Source organism: Enterobacter cloacae complex sp. IR53030 (assembly GCF_049238365.1).
GTDB classification, from domain to species: Bacteria; Pseudomonadota; Gammaproteobacteria; order Enterobacterales; family Enterobacteriaceae; genus Enterobacter; species Enterobacter kobei.
On record NZ_JBMKHA010000026.1, the window covers coordinates 1 to 17,569 of the forward strand.

At 41.8% G+C, this 17,569-nt stretch carries 12 protein-coding genes; 11 read left to right on the plus strand and 1 reads right to left on the minus strand.

Annotated elements, in window-relative coordinates; translation table 11 throughout:
* The first annotated feature begins 416 nt into the window (after window positions 1–416).
* The 8 genes from hdtA to trhN all read left to right on the plus strand — a co-directional run bounded on the left by hdtA (window position 417) and on the right by trhN (window position 12,966).
* Window positions 417–869 (plus strand): H transfer determinant A, encoded by a 453-nt coding sequence (gene hdtA / locus ACOTXR_RS21180; protein WP_000952689.1) that lies wholly within the window; start codon window positions 417–419, stop codon window positions 867–869.
* Window positions 859–1,284, plus strand: coding sequence for a hypothetical protein (locus ACOTXR_RS21185; protein WP_000836981.1), 426 nt, complete (start codon window positions 859–861; stop codon window positions 1,282–1,284). The genes hdtA and ACOTXR_RS21185 overlap by 11 nt, the downstream gene beginning before the upstream one ends.
* Before the next feature lie 8 nt (window positions 1,285–1,292).
* Window positions 1,293–1,847 (plus strand): plasmid transfer protein, encoded by a 555-nt coding sequence (locus ACOTXR_RS21190; protein ID WP_000235773.1) that lies wholly within the window; start codon window positions 1,293–1,295, stop codon window positions 1,845–1,847.
* Between the two features lie 119 nt (window positions 1,848–1,966).
* Window positions 1,967–6,271: an IncHI-type conjugal transfer protein RSP gene (rsp, locus tag ACOTXR_RS21195; protein WP_001232109.1), complete on the plus strand. Its 4,305-nt coding sequence runs from the start codon at window positions 1,967–1,969 to the stop codon at window positions 6,269–6,271.
* A 277-nt stretch (window positions 6,272–6,548) separates the two neighbouring features.
* Window positions 6,549–7,061, plus strand: coding sequence for an IncHI-type conjugal transfer protein TrhF (trhF, locus tag ACOTXR_RS21200; RefSeq protein ID WP_001286760.1), 513 nt, complete (start codon window positions 6,549–6,551; stop codon window positions 7,059–7,061).
* Window positions 7,048–8,559 (plus strand): TrbC family F-type conjugative pilus assembly protein, encoded by a 1,512-nt coding sequence (locus ACOTXR_RS21205; RefSeq protein WP_058685157.1) that lies wholly within the window; start codon window positions 7,048–7,050, stop codon window positions 8,557–8,559. The genes trhF and ACOTXR_RS21205 overlap by 14 nt, the downstream gene beginning before the upstream one ends.
* A gap of 144 nt (window positions 8,560–8,703) precedes the next feature.
* Window positions 8,704–9,759 (plus strand): IncHI-type conjugal transfer protein TrhU, encoded by a 1,056-nt coding sequence (trhU, locus tag ACOTXR_RS21210; RefSeq protein WP_181231580.1) that lies wholly within the window; start codon window positions 8,704–8,706, stop codon window positions 9,757–9,759.
* 18 nt (window positions 9,760–9,777) lie between these two features.
* The gene (gene trhN, locus ACOTXR_RS21215; RefSeq protein WP_000776701.1) at window positions 9,778–12,966 is read left to right on the plus strand and encodes an IncHI-type conjugal transfer protein TrhN; all 3,189 of its coding nucleotides are present in this window, start codon (window positions 9,778–9,780) and stop codon (window positions 12,964–12,966) included.
* Between the two features lie 28 nt (window positions 12,967–12,994).
* On the opposite strand, the gene ACOTXR_RS21220 is transcribed toward trhN, so the two are convergent.
* On the minus strand, window positions 12,995–13,867 hold the full coding sequence (locus ACOTXR_RS21220; protein ID WP_000771834.1) for a hypothetical protein: 873 nt from the start codon (window positions 13,865–13,867) through the stop codon (window positions 12,995–12,997).
* A gap of 179 nt (window positions 13,868–14,046) precedes the next feature.
* Between ACOTXR_RS21220 and trhI the strand changes: the two genes are divergently transcribed.
* The 3 genes from trhI (at window position 14,047) to ACOTXR_RS21235 (ending at window position 17,533) form a co-directional block, all read left to right on the plus strand.
* On the plus strand, window positions 14,047–15,831 hold the full coding sequence (gene trhI, locus ACOTXR_RS21225; RefSeq protein WP_000517885.1) for an IncHI-type conjugal transfer helicase TrhI: 1,785 nt from the start codon (window positions 14,047–14,049) through the stop codon (window positions 15,829–15,831).
* 394 nt (window positions 15,832–16,225) lie between these two features.
* Window positions 16,226–17,098 (plus strand): hypothetical protein, encoded by an 873-nt coding sequence (locus tag ACOTXR_RS21230; RefSeq protein WP_000041927.1) that lies wholly within the window; start codon window positions 16,226–16,228, stop codon window positions 17,096–17,098.
* A 57-nt stretch (window positions 17,099–17,155) separates the two neighbouring features.
* Window positions 17,156–17,533, plus strand: coding sequence for a hypothetical protein (locus tag ACOTXR_RS21235; protein WP_000120822.1), 378 nt, complete (start codon window positions 17,156–17,158; stop codon window positions 17,531–17,533).
* Window positions 17,534–17,569: the final 36 nt, after the last annotated feature.

The following is a 17,569-nucleotide window of genomic DNA, read 5'->3' on the forward strand; positions in this document are numbered from 1 at the left end:
TTGGGGTGAAAAAAAAGCAGATCCATCTGCTTTAGTACACTTTATACACGTTTAAGTTAACTGTATATAAATACTTGCTGGCCTTTTTTTTGTTATAATAAACTCAGGCTTCAGCTGAATCTGTAAAATTACTGTTAATGAAACGGTATTTTAGGTTAATTTGGATGCTGTTACAGGAAGTGCGGATTTTTCCTAAATTTGTAAAAAACCTAAGAATTATCTTAATAAATCTGGTACTTAATTATTATTTTACGTAAAAAGTCTTTGTGGTTTAATGGTTATGTAAGGATTTTTTGATACCCTTATACCCGATGGACCTAAGGTCACTGACAACGATGTTCATGTAGAATCTTCGTTTCTGTAATCCCTTTTGTCCTTGTCCCAAATGATTGATTATTATAATAAAGGCTGATCGAATGCTATCTCGCAACTCACTAATACATGGTTTACGCCGAGACCAGTTAATCGGAGTTCTGACTATTTCAGAGTTTCCGGTAGTTATGGTAGAAAGCCACTTCATTCAGTCTGAGGTTATGGGAATAAAACCCGTAATTTTTAATATTGATGAGCTTCTTGTTTCTATATCCCCAATTTCCTCTCTTAAGTTCGATTGGGAGTGGGCCCCAGTTGATACAATACTCATTGAAGTTATCATTCCACCTGTAGAGTCAGACCTTGTAAGTGCAGAAAATGACTTCCTCCGTGATTCTGGTATTGGCCATATCCAGTGCGAGCCTGGCGGAGCATCAATACGACGTACAGTTACCTTCGTTGGTGGAATAACCGCTGATAACTTACTGTATCAGTTGAGGCTTATGTGCGTAAGCGCGTTAAAACTTTTAGGAGAGGAACTGGGGGATGAAGTCTAAGATTAGATATGTTTTATCTGGTTTTGTTGTGTTATGTGCATTTGCTGGAGTTTATAAAATCCTAAACAATGTTCCGGTTAAACCTGACCTTTTGGACTTCACTGGAAACACATTTAAAAAGACATCACTCTTCCTGCCATGTGATAAAAGCTCGCCTTCTTTAAACATTAAAATTGCTGATAACGAGAAAATCGTGATCAACGGCATCGCTTCAAAAGTAACTTTTGTTGAAAAGGCTGACCCCGTCAAAAGCCCTGGTTTTTGTGATGATCTTGATCTAAACAATTCTCGCCTTGTACATACGGCATCTTACAGCCTGGTGATTTCTGAAACCAAAACAGGATTTACACTATCAAATTTCAAGCATCTTGCCGATGATGAATCATTAGGCGGTATGTGGTTTTATCAAAAGTGACTTTTTATATGGCAACTTCAGACTTCGCTCTTAAAAACCATAATGTTAAAGCATTTGGTCAGGATGCAGCCCTTGTCATTGAGATGAACAATGAAGATGTTAGCTCATCAAAACCTTCACCTTTTTCAAATGAGATTGATAATTATTATCTTACATTGCACGTCGCTCCAAGGAACGCAAAAAAAGATTATGACTGGGGCTCAAACCGTTCTGTACTTCTAAAATTGTCGACGAATGAAGTTATGCAGATGGCATCTGTATTTCTTAGAATCATGCATACTTTAAAGATTGATAAGAGGAAAACCTCACATCATGGCCACGTCGTATACAAAAATATAAGCGTTACCCCAAACGAGAGGGGCGGTTTGTTGTTATCCGCAGGGATAGTTCCAGTCGATAAAGATGGCTTAAAACCCTTCATGCACATGGTCCCCGTCTCACAAATGGATTGCGTTAAAATTGGCCTCTACATACTTGGATATCTTGCTCAAAAAACGCCCTGGGTAAGCTCCGAGTCTATAATTACCGCGCTTCGCTTATCTGAAGCCAAGAATTCAAAATAGCGCATTAACATACGGAATATACGGAAAAATACAGGTTTTTTTAAATGTTATACGAACGGATATTTCTGTTTTTCATCGTAAAGTGAGTTTAATTTTGCTCAGAAAAACAGGTATTCGTCATGAGAAAATCAGGTTTAGGTTTAGCCCTGTTGTTTTCTTTAATTGCTCCGATTAAAGCGGTCTATGCTGAAGCGATTATGATTTCAGGAAAGCTACAGGCTGATTTGCCAGCCGTATCCTTTGACCCGGGGCCGGGCGACTTTGTTGCATACGTTAATTCTAACACTATCACTGCCTCAGGTGCAGGCACAGCCTGTAATGTAACGGTTGATGATCGAGCGACTTCCTCTGTTGATAACCTCGTTTGTTTTTTTGAGTGGTTACCCAATACCTTGGGATTAACTTCTAACGGCTTCACTCTTTCAGGCGTTCCCAACACCACCGGTGATTTAAAACTACCTTACAAGATTTCTTACTTCTCTGGTTCTGAACGGAAAAAAGTTGAAATAGTAAAAGGTGAATATTCAATCAAAAGTGTGGCACCGGTAAAACCAACTATCACCGGTCTTAAATCATCCCTGAACGGATTAGTCTATGACGGCTTTTCTTTCAAATCGTATTTAAAGGATGAAGCGATCAAAGATATCGCTGTTTCTGTTGAACCCCGCAATTATATTCAATACATCTCAATAGGTTCAGGCTCCGCCTGTGAAGTACCTATTGGCGGAACTTCCTGTACCATTGAAGTTGGAAGCATTAAGGCCAGTGATACAGATGAACTTTTGGGTTCACGTGATATCACAATTACAGCAAACTCTAAGAATAATTATTTCGCACCTCCTGAATCCAAAAAGCTTGTTGTTAACTGGGATTATCGGCCTCCTGTAGTAGACCATACACTTTGGAATTTTACCGATGAGGCTAAAACAATCAAAGTAGGTGGCCAGGACATCTATACCGGAGCCAAAACCGTTGCTGTGGCCGTTAAGGTACCCCAGCAAGAAACAGAAGGTGAATGGTGGCTCCCAACAGCTATGTCGCTCACTATGACTCCGGATGGCGTGTTTAAGCCGACGACTAAAGTGACTTTAGATGATGGCACTGAGATTGATTTCAAACAGTCCTGGGCAACCCCTTTACGTAGAACTTTACAGCCGGTAAGTGGACCTCAAAAAGTCGGTGATGAGTACCTCTATATCTTTGACTTAACGGATCTTATAAACGGGTCCTACGCAGCGACTTTTACAGTAGAAAATACGAGCAAAAACTCTTCTACGTACACTGAGCCTGAAAGCAAACTGATGCTGTCTGATAACCCAACGCTTATGGTTCTCAAAGATGGGCAGGTATTAACTAAACGAGCACCCGTATACTTCCTGAACGAGATTATCGTTGCAGCTTTCCAGGGGCAGGCTGGGGTTGCTGACATAAAATCAGTAACAATAGACAACAAAGTAGTTTCGTTAACACCTACAAATTATAAAGGTATTTACTACCTGCCGGTTGGAGACGATTTAGCAGTTAATTCGGATCACGAGATTACTGTGGTGGCTGAAAACCTTTATGGAAAAAACGTAAATTTCAGTACCGTGTTCACTTATCAACCTACTGGATTCACTCTTAAGAATCTGGAAAAAAACGTAACTCTTTACTCGCGCGTACGTCAGTATACGGACCTGCTTAGTCAAACAGCTGGTGATAAATGCACTCTGTTTACCACAGAGGAAAATGCGAATGCTTACCTCGCCTGGTATGGGGAAAAATCAGATGTTACAGCATGCTACCCTCAGTGGAACAATGTCCCTGATGGGTTGGAGTTCTATTTTAAAGGACGTACCCCGGGTCTAACTGGATTCTTTAATAAAACAGGTGAGAATCTGCTCGACTATCAAGTCTATATGATTAACGGGAAGGGCTCTAAAGCGGTTTCCGCAAGGAATCGCCGTACTCTGACCACACAATTACCATACAACCCGATCATCTCTTACAAAAAGAATAAAGTCATAGCAGGCATCAATCCGAACACTGCTCTGGCTTATACGACCGGGGGGGAGGCCGCTCGAATATTAGCGAAGGTGGTACCAGCTGACGTTACGATGATCGTCTCTCAAAACGGCTCTGAGGCTGTCAAAACGTCATTTAAAAATCGTTCCTCAAACAACGATGCAACGACCTTTGTACAAAGGGTCAAGGTTGCTGCTGCACCATTGTGGACAAAGAACGTCTTTGACATAGCTGTAGAATACTCAAAGGATCCAGAATTAAGAACTACAGACACCCTCAACGTATATACGGTGCCTGATTTCAATATTCGAGCATCGATGGAAGTGGATGACAAAAAAACAGCCACATCTCTTGAAGTGCCCTTAAAGGTAACAGTGGGGCGTTATAACAACTCCACACGTAAAAGTGCATTTGACCGTAAAACAATGGGAGAATGGGACGTCACGATATACTCTCAAAAAAGTGTATACGGCAAAGATCCAGAAACAGGCCGTTATAAAACTACATACGAAAGAACTGCGCTGACTGAAGCATTGCCGGTCAATGATGCGGGCATTGTCGAAACCAAGATTAAAATTGAAAATATGGATCTGGGTAATATGCGTCTGGTTGGTGTGGCTAAGGTCAGATCGCCATTCTCTGATTTTGAAATGAAACGTGAGACCAGTGCTGTAGGCATTCGAATCTATAAAGGTGAGGAACTGGAGGGTAACCTGTCGAAAAGCCTTATTATCGGAAGGATCCCACTTAGTACTCTGGTAAGCTTCAAATCTGCCAGTACGGCTAACTCTGATGCACTCGCCCCCACCGAATGGCAGCAGTCCTCTGATAATGGTCAAACCTGGACCATGCTTTCCGACATGACCGGAAAGAGAAGTGTAAGTATCAAAAAGACAGAAGTAGGAAAGTGGCTTTATAGGGCAAAAATGACTAATAAATTCACATCCAAGATTTCCTACACAGATGCCTTAACGGTAGTTACCTACAAGCAGCCTAAGCTCAGTATAGATGTTACAGACATTCTTCAGGGCTCAGATATACCTGTAACCCTGCTTGATAACGATGAACCTATACCAGCAGGCACCGCTGAGGTTCTCTGGTCAGAGGATAAAGTCAACTGGGTGCAGGGAGATACAACTTACACTGTGGCTTCAGCTGATACCCTACCGTCTACGATTTATGCCCGGATGCGTTACCTTGATTCCGATGAACTGGCAGAGGAGTCTTCATGGAAGGAAACGTCTGCTCGGTTGGCAGCCGCAAAACCCAAGCGCCTTTCTGTCTCGGTAACGGGGGTTTCAAAGGTAGAGGTTGGTCAAAAAGTTACTTTGGAAGGTAAGTTCACGAACCCTAACAGTAAGTACCAGAATGGTAATAACGTAGTTGAAGAATGGAAAACACCGGATGGCCAGACATTTAAGGGCTCTTCACTGTCTGTTACCCTTACTGAGCAAATGTTGGATAAACAGGGATATGCTGCTTTTGAATACAGTGCATGGTTAGCGGACAATAAGGAGAATACGGTTTCTACCCGTAGAGTTTCTGTCAAATCGTGGGTTTATAAATTTCCCGAGATGAAAATAAGCTCCAAACTTAAATACGACATGGCACCGACCACCCTACGCGTTGCGTTGAGCGGTATTAAGGATGGAGACTATCCTGGTGTTACTTATTCCCGTGAATGGATCTACGACAAAGAGAATCTGGTAATCACTAAAGATGAAGGTGACACCAAAGAATTTACAATTGAAAATCCTGGCAAATATACATTGATGGTTGTTTTCAAAGATAACCGAAACAATGAACAGCGTATCGAAAATACCTTTGTTGTCGATGAACAAACGCCAATGAACGTTGAGATGACACCCAAGTTCTCTAACAAATATATGAGAGCTCCACTCGATGTAACCTTAAGGTCAAACATCAAGCTATCTCATTCGGCGGACTCGATAGATACGGTCACATACAAGGTGAACGGTGAAGTAATACCCAGCGGCAAAAATTATTGGGCTCAACTGATCTCGGGTTTAAAAGAAAAGAAATACGAGATTACAATTGATGTTGTTAGTAAACTTGGACAGAGAGGTTCAGCATCTGTTGAGTTTGATGTCGTTAAAAACGCAGTGCCTAATTGTACATTGAGCTACACGGAAACCAACCTAAGCTGGAGCTTTACCAATAAATGTGATGATACTGATGGAAAAATGGTTAGATATGAATGGTTCATCAACGGCGAATTAAGGAACGTTTTCGGTAGTACGGCTACACTTTCTAAAAACCTTAACCGTGGTAAGCAGGACATAAAAGTAATTGCTTATGATGATAGTGGAGACTTTGCAACACAGCACGTGACAGTTTTCGGACCGGCTGAAGAGGCAAGTAAGTCTGAAAACACTGTATCAATACCAAGCAGTGAGTAGTTAATTTTTAAATATAAAGCCGGGACATTATGTCCCGGCTTTTTTATACCCAATAATTGGACCTTTGAAAAATTAATGTCGGAAAGTAACTTTGCTCCAAAGGCATCTTTCATGGCCGCTAACAAAGCTGCGTATACATGCTGAGGAATTAACATTCTTATAGGTGAATATTAGGTTAGTTTGCAGACTTCCGAGCGTTGAAAAACATGGATAATAGTTACTTGGATAGAGGTGCATCTGCCTAGTAAAAATATTCTTCAGTGCCAGTGAGAAAAATATGAGCGACTACATACCTAAAAAGAGAGGGCTGCTTATACTGGATTGGTATGTCCCCCTTAATATTTTATTGCTGATTCTCGTTATGTGTGTCTTTTTCACCCGTTATACATTTGGATACGGTTTATTGAATGGGTGCCTGCCTGCTGATTTTTATATGATTGATCATTCGGATAAAAGTATTAAAACTGGTGAACTCATAGCATTTAACATGCCGAAATCGGTACGTTTTATCCCAGAAAATGAACGAGTCATAAAAATTGTTGCCGGTGTGGGCGGTGACAAACTTAAAGTAACAATGGATGGGGTTTATAACGGGGACAAATTTTTTGAAGCTAATGCACGTCGTATTTCGAAGAAATACAATATTCCGTCCATTTTGATTGAAAAAGAATTGATAATTCCTGAAGGCGAAGTTTTCCTAATTGGGCAAACCGATCACTCATGGGATTCCCGTTTTTGGGGAACAGTAAAGCTGAATTCAGTAATTGGGAAAACATATGCGATCTTTTAATGTAAATAAAAAATATTTACCAATACTTCCTGGACTTGCGTTATGTGCAGTTTTAAGTAATACAAATGCAAGCACTGAGTATCAACATGATGCTGACCTAATCGCTCAGCAAGCAAAAGGGCTTGGGGCACAGGCTAAAGGTGCACAGCAGCCAGATGGGGCTCTTAGCCTTGATGCTACGCTAAAATCACCAGATGTGCAGAAGTACATAGCGCAAGCTGAAGCACTCCAAAAAAACCAGGACCTGAGCAAGCAAATAAACCGTGGTTACGTCCCCGGTATGAATGCGGATAGTGTTCAAGCAGTTATAGACCATACCCAGGCTATCAGGGCCCAAAGTAATAACTCTGAAGCTGTCAACGATATAATTAGAAGACGTGATGAAATTCAAGAAAACGCCAGCCTTAATGAAGCGGCTCTGAAAGCTGCGGAAAATAAGCCGGAAGTCATGCGAGGACAATCTAAAAATATCGAAAAATTGTTTGGTTCCTCGGGCATCACAGCTGCTGACTTCGAAAGAAAAATGGATAGCACACGTGAAGAAGCACTATCAACTGAAAATGGAATAACGATCTTTGCTTCATTTAGCTTGCCGGATTATGTACTGGAAGACCTTCTACGTACGGCCTCAGAGCATAAAGCTCGTGTAGTTTTCAATGGTCTAAAGAAAGGAACTACTCGGCTACCAGAGACACAGGCAGCAATAAACCAAATGATTGTCAAAGGAAAATTTGAATCTCCTTTGATTACAATTGATCCTGATAGCTTCAGTCAGTATCAAGTAACTCAAGTACCGACAATTATTTCTAGGGAGCAAGCTCGTTTTGCAAAAATGGTAGGCTCCTTCAACGTTGAGTTTTTTCAGCGAGAACTTGCTAAAAAACCCGATCAGGATATTTTCCCGGTTGCTGGTACCACTTATCCCGTTGAAGAAAAGAGCATCATTAAAGAACTGGAAGAACGTGCACAAAAATATGACTGGGAAGGTGCAAAAAAAAGGGCCGTTTCTGACACATGGAAAAATCAATGGATGGTCGACCTCCCTCCTGCCCAGGAACACAAAGAATTTTTAATTGACCCTACAGTGAGGGTCACTCAGGACGTAAAAGATAAGCAGGGCCGTGTAATAGCTTCCGCCGGTGAGTTGATTAATCCACTTTCGAGATTTCCTCAAAACCTGACGATGATAATTTTCGATCCACTCAATCCGGGCCAGCTGGTATGGGCTGAGCAGCAGTATCGACAACGTCTGGGTAGTGGAAAAGTAATGCCAATGTTTACCCGTATCCAAAAAGATAATGGATGGGATCACCTAAATGATTTACGTGAAAAATTTAACGGTAAGGTGTTTAAAGTTAACGAACAGATCATCTCACGCTTTCAGATTAAAAACACACCTGCGCTTATAACTACTGACCAAGATAAATTCCGGATCACCCTGTTTAGCGAGGCAGAAGTCCGTGGTATCGGAGCCCCAAATCTTTCAGAGGAAAAATAAGATGAAACTCGGATTTATTATAGGCGCTCTCTTTGCAACATGGCTGACGCTAAATTATCCGGACCAGATGAGAAGTTATTTTACCAAAGCCGTCGACTATATCGAAAGTGTTGCAACATTTATTACATCCAAGTGAGCATGATGGTGAAAAAATTCAAAAAGTTACTTTTAGAGTTCATTGTAGCAGTTATGCTTTCGCTTTCTATACCGGGTATGGCTATGGCAGCAGATGCTGGAGTCCCTGGGGCTATGTGTCAGTCAGCTGGAGTGTGGCAGGGCTTGATTAAGAATATCTGTTGGAGCTGCATTTTTCCCATGAGGATAATGGGCATAGGGGCAGCTCCAGAAGGTGCTGCTCCTTCACGTCCGGGTTGCTACTGCACAGATCAGAACGGCGTACCGGAAATAGGTTGGCAATTGAGCTTCTTTCAGCCGGTGAAGATTGTTGAAGTTGTAAAGAGCCCCTGGTGCAGCCCCTTTCTTGAAGGCACGATGCTTCAAAAATCGCAGTTTGATATTGGTAAAAGCAACACAAATCAGCCAATGACAGCAACTGAAGCCGGATTTTACGATGTTCATCTTTGGGAGTTCCCAATCATGACAATGCTCAAATTACTGATTATTGGCGAGTGCACTGCTGAACCCTATATAGATGCCAGCCTGACCTATATAAGCGAAGTGGACCCTATGTGGGAAAGTGATCTGCTTACACTCGTCCTGAATCCAGAGGCAGTAGTTTTTGCAAACCCAATTGCCTCAATGGTGTGCGCTGCTGACTGTGTAGCAGTAACAGCAGGAAAGGATAATCTCGCTGCATACTTTTGTGCCGGATGCGATGGCAACCTTTATCCATTAACCGGCCACATTTACGCAAATGATGACGCTGTAAGGACGAGTTCACTGATAACCCAGCGTCTTCTGACTAAACTACATCGCCAGGGAATGCTGATGCGAACGATGGGAGCAGACGCAATGTGTGAGAAAACGTGGGAATACTTTACACCTCGTTCCCAGTATCGGCTTTCAATGCTTTTCCCAACTCCTGAGGCGAAAGGGCCGGATTGCTGTCATCGTCTTGGTGATTCGGTACATGACTGGTCAACCCTTAAAGGTGGGCGCAAAAAAATAGGCAATGATAATTATGTCTATATGTTGTGGCGTTACAATGACTGTTGCGTCAGATATATACCAGGCGCTTGATTTCTAAGGGTAAAAATAATGAAACTTAGAAAAACGATAGCTTCAACTATTATTGCATCAATGATTGCCAATACTATGAGTTGGGCTTTTTATATCTCTCTCATAAATATGGTAATGACTCCTCGTATTTATGCGGCAGACGCTATATTTGACCAGCTCGAAAGTAACTTTAATCTTGCTAATCCTAACGCAAATCGCAATGCGACAACCAGTGCTCAGGACATTGTTGAGAAGTACAAGAATGCGGATTCAGGCGAGAATGTCAGTGGGAAGATCACCGAGAAATACGTGGGTAAAGCCGAATCCGCTAATCTTAATCTCGGAAAGTATGGGGCAGGGAACTCAAATGAAAGTGTCATGAAAAATGCCGCATCCGATGGAAAGTCCATTGGTAGCGCCGTACAACTGCCGAGTATGTCTGGAGGGACAATCAATTCAAACTATACCAAGGAAGGGGCAAAGCTGCTCTCTCGGGATGCTAATGGCAACATTGGTATAAGCAGTAATCCCAATACTACTCCTGGAACCAAAACAAATACCGGAGAGATTTTCAGCTCAGAGCAAAAGCACAGCGATATTAAGTTCAATGCCGCAGATCGTTATGGGGATGAGGATGGCTTTGTAAACGATATAAAGAATCGGAAAAGCCAGTTATTTGATGCTCAAAGTTATGATGGCGTTGCCTACCGCACCCTCGTAAATGCTAACAAGGACAACCCGGCATCATCTATAAAGCCTAACGATCCCATGTTTACTGCGGGGAGAAATGAGATAACAAATGCTGTTGCTGGTACTGGAAACTGGCTTCAGAACTGTAATGTTGAGACCTCTAAAAAAACAGTAACCACACACTATCCTGATTACAAAGAGTTCTACTGTAACTCGCCTAAGCAAGATAACTTCAGCAGCTGCACGATAACCCGTGATTTTTCAGTCCCTGTTTACATTTCAGGCGGAAACGGAGACATGTCGATGTGCGGCGATAATTGTGTGCGTATATGGTTTGGTCGCCGTGATGACAACTACTGGAGTGACGGGGTATATGATAACGAACTGACATTAAAATTCCATCCGGATGCAAAATTGGCCTCAGCAAAGATTGTTAACGCGGAGTGGGATGACCACATGCGGGTAACACTTGATGGCACGCAGATTTTTGCTCACATAGATGGTGCATATCGAGAAAGTGACTATCCGGCTCCTAAGGGATCTTGGGAGTTAAAAAAATCGTGGAAACTCGACAAGGTTTACGATGTGACTGATAAGGTCAGAAAATCGGTGTATGAGGAGCCTGATCGAGAAGTGACAATGGCATCCAGAGTATGGGTTGGTGGGAAGGGTGAAGGGTATTTTGAGGTTGAGCTGACTTTTGAAAATATGAAGCTCGAAGATAAGCACGTCCAGGAACCAGCTGGTTGTTACGATGCTGTACAAGCTCCGAATACATTCTGCCGTTTCGATCGGTTTAAAGATATGGATGTTGGCACAAAACGGCTTCCGGAAAGCGTGCTTTCATTGGCAAAGCCTCTGTATGAAGGTGATAAAGGATTTCTTACCTGGAAGACAAACCTTGAAGGCTACTTTTGTGATCCATTGGCCAAAGACAAAATTTGCTCTTATGACGCTAGTGGAAAAATTATGAAAGACGCTAATGGAAAGGACCTCTGTTACAACTATGAAGAAATAAAGAGTATGCCTGATGCATGTAGTGCTTATAAAAATGATGCAGCATGTGTACTCGATAAACAAACATGTGCAGAGGGTTGGTTCGATGAGGGCACTAACAGTTGCTACATGTATGAACAGAAATACACCTGTGACAGAGGGAAGGATGTAGTTCGGGAGGTTGAATCTTCTACAAATGCCTGTGTTGGCATGATCCCATGTTCAGGTGGAACATGCGAAACTGGGCCAAAGGAAGAGAACAACGATTTTGGAAAAGTTGCGGCTTATTCAAACATGGTTCAGTACATGCAGGGCGAAGCCAAATGCGAAGACCCTAACGATGCCAATTCATGTTCCGTCTTTGAAGGAAAACCTGAATGGTGTGGTCGTTCAGTAGGCTTTGTAAATGGCCTGGCAAAGACGGACTGCTGCGAAGCACCACAGGGAACCGCAGGAGCACTTGAAGGTATCATGCTTGCCGGATCTATGATCAGAAACACAAACTGGACCAGAGTTAATGCTCAGCTAATAAAATGGACCGGCGGTGATACAGGTACATGGGCTTCTATGTCTAATGCGGTCGGAGAGTGGACTGCATCAGCTGGTAAAACAGTAGGGCAAATGTGGAACAACGTCACGAGCTCCTTAACGAGCGTATATGAAAACGTCGCTGGTAATCTAAGCAGGGCAGTTGGGTCTTCCGCAACTTCTGGAGGGGCAGGAGGTGCTGGCCAGTTGGCACAGGAAACAATGTCCAGCTTCGGTATAGGTCAGCTTAAGCAGATGGCAATGAAGAAAGCCTACGAATTGCTACCAGATACAGTTCGTGACTTTGTCTTTAAGAACGTTGCTACTACCGGAGGAGAGGTTGTCTTCTCGGCTGCGGTTCAAAACTTTATGCTTGCATTAAACGTGATCGGTTGGATTTATACAGCCTATCAGGTCACTAAAATGCTTTTAGAAATGTTGGTAGCATGCGACCAGAAAGAGATGGAAGCTTCTATTCATAAGAATCAAAAATCCTGTTTTACATTAGATACGGAACGATGCGTCAAATATCTGAATGTTGGTTTCACAAAGAAATGCGTTAAAAAAGCAACAGACATGTGCTGTTATAATTCCATGTTGTCACGCGTTATTATGCAACAAGCTTATCCGCAATTAGGAATAGACCCTGTCGCCTCTAATTGCGTGGGGCTATCAATAAAGCAAATACAGCAACTGGATTTCGATAAAATTGATCTGACGGAGTGGATTAATGATGCAGTTCAGGTAGGAGAAGTTCCTGATCAATATTCAAAATTCTCCGAAGAATCAATTGTGGAAAACTTACCATTCCAGAATGAGAACTATCAACTTCCATCAGAACGTACCAAGGAAGCAATGGGCGGTGAAGAAAATATGATAAAGGCCAGACAAGAAAATGCTCAGGCTATAAAAGAGGAAAATGTAGATTGTAGCTATTTACCTCGACCGGCCATATGTGAGGTAGGTTCAACTACGCTGGATCCGGTTACGGGCAAGCAGTTGCCGAAATATTGAAGAAGGGGCCGTTAGGCCCCTTTTTTAATTACTTGGCTTTCAATGTTTTTTCTGGGAAGCCTTTTTTACCGTATTCACCGGTAAAGAGGTAATAATCTTTTCCGTTGATGGAGGCTGCAACACCCCCTGGAGTTGTTGTATTTGGGCTATCAGAACGGAAAATGATACCCGAAAAATCAGCGCTTGTTTCGTTTCCTTTAAATGGGATGAACACATAACGAATTACAGCGTAATCACCAGCGGGAAGGTTTAGCTCAGGAATTTCGGTTCCTGTTGCGGGGCGAATCGCCTGAAAGCTGTACATTGAATCTGTAGGGAAAACATCAGCATCAGGCTTAGAGGGCAGATCACAGGTACTCCATTTATTGACGACTGCCATATCAATTTTACATGTGGCCAGAGCTGCTTTCTGTTTTTCAGGGTTGTATCCAAATGAGGCCTGAGTTGCTTTTGTATGCTCAAAAACATACTTAGCTCCCTCACGTACCAAACTTTCATCATTGTAAGGCAATTTTTTTGGATTGGGGACGAACACTAGGTATTGATTGACCTGGATGTATTCGGCGTCAGAAGAACTGTACAAAGAGCTGAGGCTCATGATCCCAAAACCTTTTAGACCGCCTGTTACGTAGCCCATCGAACTATTGATGAGATACTTAGAAAGAAAGTTGTCGGCATCCCCTCCAGGAGTAACCTCTTGCTCCTTAAAATTAACGTCGAAACCAGCAAACGAATAGGCATTCTTGGCGACAGAATCATTTGCATTAGCATGCCAGTACTGGCCGTGACTGTACGCATTCAGAGCGGTGCCTGGCGTAGTGCCGGTGTCACCGGCACAACCCGATAGGGAAAAACCAATGACGACAGAAGAGACCAGAGATACTAAACGTAAAAGTTTCATTTAAAGCCCTTTTTGTAATGTCTTTTGGAGATGGAACCATTATTCCATAGTCACGCGTTTCACAAACAACCTGATTGCATAAAAAAGGAAAAAAAGTGATTTCCAGTAGAACCAGCAGTACACAAGAAAAGCGCTTTTATAAAAATGTATAATTATTAAAACGAAGTAATGAGGTTGAAATGGGTAAGCCAACAGAAGAGCAAAGACCTGTTATCGAGAATGCTAGCGCAAACAATATGGTGATAGCAGCGCCTGGATCAGGCAAATCGTTCACCATGATAGAAGCGGTTATATCGATTCTCAAAAAGTATCCATATGCAAGAATCGGGATGGTGACCTTTACTCGCGCTGCAACAAACGCACTTGCAGCAAAGTTACAAAAGCGATTGAGCAAGAAGGATCTTGACCGGGTGCTGGTGGATACTTTTCACGGACTCGTTAAGAAGCAACTGGACATGATTCGCTGGCCGGGAAAGATGTTGATAGGGCCAGCACAGAGATCTGTCATTCACCGGGCTTTGAAAGAATCCGGTGTAACGATGAAGTTTGCTGAAGCTGAATTCGTTATTGATGCTATCGGCAGAGAAATGGATACGGATGTGATTTCAGTTCGGCATAACAGACAACAGATCCATTTGTTTAATACCTATCAGGCGTTATGCCAGAAAGACCATGTGGCGGACCTCAATGCTCTTTCAAAATTTGTTGTCGGTCAAATGCATTCGGGAAAAATGCGCACGTTAGATTTGACACATTTGATAGTAGACGAAGTTCAGGATACTGACTCTATACAATTCTCATGGATAGCATTGCATACAAGAGCTGGAGTCTATACGAGTATAGTTGGAGACGATGATCAGGCCATCTACTCCTTCAGATCCTCAGGAGGAGTCAAAATATTTCAACAGTTTGAAAAACACTTCAGACCTAACATATTTTACTTAAACACATGCTTTAGGTGTGAACCTGAAATTTTAGAGGTGGCCGGAGCACTGATAGGAAAGAATGTTTACCGTTATGCCAAAGAGTTACGCTCGGCAAAAAAGGGAGGGGGAAAGGTCACTTTTCGTTCATATGTAGATATGGAGGAACAGATACAGGGTATTTTAAGCCTTATAAATCAGGATCCACATGGATGGGCAATTCTAAGCCGCAATAATGCTCACTTGGATGAGCTAGAAAGTTTGATCGAACAGCCAGTAATTCGTTACGGAGGTAAATCATTCTGGGATGAAAAAGAAACAAGCGATGTGTTAAGCCTTATGGCCTTTTTCCGACAATCAAATGATCCTCGCTTAATGAAGAGAGTATTGGCATTGTTTGGAGAACAGGAATCAGTTTTGGATGAAGTGGCATTGAGTATGAGAGGAAGAAAAGTTACTTTTGGCGACCTTGCCATCCCGGAGGACAGTTCTCTCGAAACAAAAACATTACATTCAAACTTCGTGCGCTTTACCCAGGAAAGTTCTGATAAAGTTGAGATAGCAAAACGTTTCGCCAACCTTACGAAATGGATGGAATCGTCGTCAATCAAGATGAGGAGTAATAAAGGTACAGCAACCTTAACAAAAATTGCTTTAGACACTTGTAAACAGTGGGCAGAAAAGACTGGTTGGATGAATATGATAAATCGTGCTGCTGCAATGTCATTAGGCCCTAGGAAGAAGGACGAGGAATACAGCCCAGAGAAAGTAGTCCTATCAACCTTGCATGGTTCAAAGGGTCTTGAGTGGAATAAAGTAATAATAATGAGTTGTAATGCGGATCAGATACCAAGTAAAAGATCAGTTGGGGAGGAGGCAATAGAAGAAGAAAGACGTTTGCTTTATGTTGGATTTACGCGTGCAGAAAAGCAACTTTTTGTAATGTGGTATGGTGATCCTTCTTTCTTTTTAAGAGAATGCAGTGAAGAAAAGATAAAAGAAGCAGCTAATATTCGAATTTCTCCACTTTATACAGAATAATTCGATATGGGCATTTACTTATGCTTAAAGCTATAGTATAAAAACAATGAGCTTAAATATCAGCTCCCAAATTTGAGTAACTTTGCTTAAAGTTACTTTCGCGTTAAGCGTTGATTTAGCCGTGAAAAGCGGCCAGCTTAAACAAGCTGTAAGACACCACCGGCAAAATGTCACCTTTGTCGCTGGTGCACTTCCCATGCCTGCAAAAGGCAATCTGAATTTACCAAACCGTAACTAATTTAGCTCCTCCTGGGGCTATTTTTGTTGCGTACTTCTAATGCCAGATAGTATAAATCAGGCGGTTCATAGCTTACGGGAGATGAATGACAGGCTTTGCCTTCGTGTTGAAACAAAAATTTGTTTCTTCCTTCTTACTATATATAGGTGACCCCAAATGTCTAAAAATAAAGCTCGCAGTAAAGCCCTTCATCAAACCTTTAGTGAAATTATTCCAGAGATGGATAAGGCGCTAAACAAACAGCTCTTAGAAGTTCTGATGAAATATACAGAACGTGATAATGAACTGATTGTTATTTTGAATGAGGACGGCCCAAATATCATTGAACTTAAGTCTCTTAAGCCTGTGTCTTTGTTGGCCGAAAAGCTTTCTGCTTATTCAAGCTATTATCATGTGGATGTTGTGGAGCTCGTGGTCAAGAAAATTGATTTCGAAGGAGCTTATAAGCTTCTTAAAGCTTCCCCAGATGTACCACTTTTTAAAAGCTTAACTGAACTGGATAAATATCTTGTTGAGGAGTTTGAAAAATACGGATTAAATTCATTTCTTGACGTGGATAATCTGGATTACTCACTTGAAAAAGCCAGTGAACTCAAAAATGAGCAGTTAATAAATTGGGTTTCGGACATCATTTGCAAACGTGAAAAATTAACTTTACGTAAGCGTTTTGATGTCGCAGTAAAGGCCCACTACGAAAATGTAGAAAAAATGTATGATACCATTCGTCCGTTAATGAAAAAACTGGGTTTCCCAGAAGATCTCATGACGCACACCTTTAGTGAGTTAAGCGTTTTTGAAACTAAAGGATGGGACCATGCAATAAAATCGAAAATTGAGACTCTCGCTAAGCGTGAAACTCAATATTTAGATGATGCGGCTAAAGCAGAGAATCGACGTCTTGTAACAGAGAAGTTGGAGAACTCTTTAGCGATTGCACCAACTAAACCAACAAGAAATTGGTTACATATTGCCGGAATTGCCTGTTTGGTAGTCTGCACGTTCATGTATGTAACTAATAAATTTATTTAATCCTGTTAAGGGGGAACCCTAACGGGGCTTCTCTTTGAACAAATCGAGGAGCGGAAAATGTCATATCTTGAATATATCAATGAAGTAAAAGTGTCCGGGATAGTTATCAGTGCTGTGGAGAAAAAAATGACTGACCAGAGTATAGGTTTGTTAATAAAGCTCAAAAATAGGATGAAGACAGAAGTTGATGGTGAAATCACTGAGAGAGAATTTTCAGTTCAAATCAAGGTGTCGCCTGAAATGTATTCAACCTGTTTCACTGGTATAAATCAGGGTGATGAGTTGATGGTCTCCGGTTATATTGTTGTCGATACTATTATGATTGAAGGGAGAGAACATCCTCTTGACTACATGAGAGTGGTAGCAACAAGTAAGTTGGCTCACATACCTAAACCTCTAAAAGGTTTTGGACAAAGTAGCTTTAATCAGATCTGACATTAAACCCACCCTAAAGGGGAGAAATCCCTTCAT